The following is a 2,520-nucleotide window of genomic DNA, read 5'->3' on the forward strand; positions in this document are numbered from 1 at the left end:
CCCGTGATGGCGCCCGAGACCGTCGTGCTCACGCTGGGTGTGATCGTGCCGCCGGTCGCGGCCGACCCGATCTGGGGCGTCGAGCGGCCGAGCTTCGACTGCCGCGACGCCGGCTCGCTGGCCGAGGAGATGGTCTGCACCGACGCGGTGTTGGCCGCCGCCGACCGGCACATGGCCCGCGCCTATCGCCGGGCCGAGCGATCCGGCGCGCCGATCGAGGCGCTGCGCGAGGACCAGGACGAATGGCTGGCCTATCGCGAGGAGGCGGCGCTGCGCTCGCCCCGCGCCGTCGCCGCGGCCTATGACCGCCGCATCGGCGAGCTGGAGGCCATCGCCGCCGGCCGCGCCCGGGTCGGCGGCCGCTAGCGCGCACGAAAAAGGCCGGCGCCGCGGGTGCGGGCCGGCCCTTCGATTCTTCGAGACGTCTGGCTTAGGCCAGCAGGTCCTTCACGGTGTCGCGCTCGCCGATCAGTTCGTCGTTGGTCAGGGCGATCTTCGACTTGGCGAAGTCGTCCATCTCGTAGGAGGTGATCACCTCGTAACCGGTGGCGGTGGTCTTCACCGGCATGCCGGCCCAGACGCCTTCGGCGAAGCCGTAGCGGCCTTCGCTGTTGACGGCGACCGAGTGGATCGCGCCGACCGTGGTCAGGTCACGGACGTGGTCGATCAGGGCGTTGGCGGCCGAGGCCGCCGACGACAGGCCGCGGGCCTCGATGATCGCCGCGCCGCGCTTGCCGACCGCCGGCAGGTAGTCGTTCTTCAGCCAGGCTTCGTCGCCGATGACGTCGGCGGCCGGCTTGCCGCCGATCTTGGCGTGGGTGAAGTCGGCGAACATGGTCGGCGAGTGGTTGCCGTAGATGAACAGGTCGCTGACCTCGTTGATCGAGACGCCGGCCTTCTTGGCCAGTTGGGCGCGGCCGCGGTTTTCGTCCAGGCGCACCATGGCGGTGAAGCGGTCGGCGGTCAGGCGCTTGGCCTGGGCCGCGGCGATCATCACGTTGGTGTTGCAGGGGTTGCCGACCACGGCGACGCGGGCGTCGTCAGCGGCGACGGCGTCGATGGCCTTGCCCTGGGCGATGAAGATCTTGCCGTTGTCCTTCAGGAGGTCGGCGCGCTCCATGCCCGGACCGCGCGGCTTGGAGCCGACCAGCAGGTTCCAGCTTGCATCTTTGAACGCGACGTTGGCGTCGTCGGTCAGCACCATGTCGGCCAGCAGCGGGAAGGCGCAGTCTTCCAGCTCCATGGCCACGCCCTTCAGGGCCTTCTGCGCGCCCTCGGTCGGGATTTCGAGCAGTTGCAGGATGACCGGCTGGTCCTTGCCCAGCATCTCGCCCGAGGCGATGCGGAAAAGAAGGGCGTAACCGATATTGCCGGCGGCGCCGGTGACAGCGACGCGGATCGGCTTCTTCGTGGTCATGGAACTGTCCCGTGTTTGCAGTGCGAAATCCGCACGGGCTCTAGACCCGCAAGGGCTTTGCGGCAAGCGCAAGTGACTCGGTGCGGCTGCAGGGCTACCTAGCTGGCGTCATGTTCGAGATCGATCCGGCCTTCGTCGCCACCTCCCACGCCATCGGCGACCTCGCCCTCAGCCACGCGCGGCTGCAGGACGACGCGCGCTATCCCTGGATCGTGCTGATCCCGCGCCGCGAGGCCATGCGCGAACTGGAAGACCTGGGGCGCGAGGACCTCGCGATCCTGACCGACGAGATCCTGGCCGCCGGACGCGCGGTGCGGGCGCTGGGGATGGCCGTCGACAAGCTGAACGTCGGGGCGCTGGGCAACGTCACCCCGCAGCTGCACGTCCACGTGATCGGCCGGCGGATCGGCGACGCGGCCTGGCCCGGCCCGGTCTGGGGCCACAGCGCCGCCGAGCCTTACGGCCCGGGCGAACTGGCGCGCGCGACCGCGGCGGCGAAGTCGGCTCTCGGCCTCGCCTAGTTCCGGCGCAGGGTGACGGCGGTGCGGTCGCGGCCTTCCAACAGGTCGCCCGACCACTCGGCCCCCGAGACCGGATTGAGCATCAGGGTCGCGACCCCGGCGCCCGGCCGCGGATAGAAGCTGGCGGTCACCTGCGAACCGACCCGCTGGATGTCGACCAGGAAGCCTGAGGCGTCCGGGGATCCGCGCCGCCGCGGGTCGCGCCAGGCGCCCTCGAGCGTTCCGCCGCCCTTGTCGACCAGCAGGAACGAATAGAGCGTCTCGCCCGAACGCGTGCGCAGCACCCAGGCGCCGTCCATCGGCCCCTGCATCCCTTGAGCCGAGGCGAAGGACGAGCGCAGGCGGCTCTCGTAACCGAGCTCGACGGCGTTGAGCGGCGCCTCGGGGGTCTTGTCGTATTCGTCGACCGTGACCGGCGCAGTCAGTCGCGGCCGGCGCGAAACCGGCGGCGGGGGCGGCGCATAGGCCGGCGGCAGGCTGACCACGGCCGGCCGCTCGGCCGGGGGCGGCGCAGGGGCCGGGCTATAGCTGTCTCTTATACACATCTGACGCTGCCGACGAACCGGAAGGTGTGTAGATCTC

General features: G+C 70.6%; 3 protein-coding genes and 1 pseudogene. 2 read left to right on the forward strand and 2 right to left on the reverse strand.

The genetic code is table 11. The features are described 5' to 3' along the window. Nucleotides 1-366, forward strand: a 366-nt coding sequence (locus OUA97_RS23080) for a lysozyme inhibitor LprI family protein (RefSeq protein WP_267234429.1), incomplete at its 5' end; no start/stop codon positions are given. A gap of 64 nt (nt 367-430) precedes the next feature. On the opposite strand, the gene OUA97_RS23085 is transcribed toward OUA97_RS23080, so the two are convergent. Beyond that, a complete protein-coding gene (locus tag OUA97_RS23085) occupies nt 431-1,417 on the reverse strand; it encodes a malate dehydrogenase (protein ID WP_267234430.1) in 987 nt (328 codons plus the stop codon). Between the two features lie 110 nt (nt 1,418-1,527). On the opposite strand from OUA97_RS23085, the gene OUA97_RS23090 reads away from it, so the two are divergent. Beyond that, nucleotides 1,528-1,938 (forward strand): HIT domain-containing protein, encoded by a 411-nt coding sequence (locus OUA97_RS23090; RefSeq protein WP_267234431.1) that lies wholly within the window; start codon nt 1,528-1,530, stop codon nt 1,936-1,938. On the opposite strand, the pseudogene OUA97_RS23095 reads toward OUA97_RS23090, so the two are convergent. After that, nucleotides 1,935-2,520, reverse strand: a pseudogene (locus OUA97_RS23095) (hypothetical protein); the annotation flags it as partial. The gene OUA97_RS23090 and the pseudogene OUA97_RS23095 overlap by 4 nt on opposite strands.

Source organism: Phenylobacterium sp. 58.2.17, assembly GCF_026411515.1.
Classification (GTDB): domain Bacteria; phylum Pseudomonadota; class Alphaproteobacteria; order Caulobacterales; family Caulobacteraceae; genus Phenylobacterium.

Bases quoted from the DNA above. Each gene is read 5' to 3' on its own strand.
- OUA97_RS23090 (WP_267234431.1), top strand. From the start codon at position 1,528: ATGTTCGAGATCGATCCGGCCTTCGTCGCCACCTCCCACGCCATCGGC.
- OUA97_RS23085 (WP_267234430.1), bottom strand. From the start codon at position 1,417: ATGACCACGAAGAAGCCGATCCGCGTCGCTGTCACCGGCGCCGCCGGC.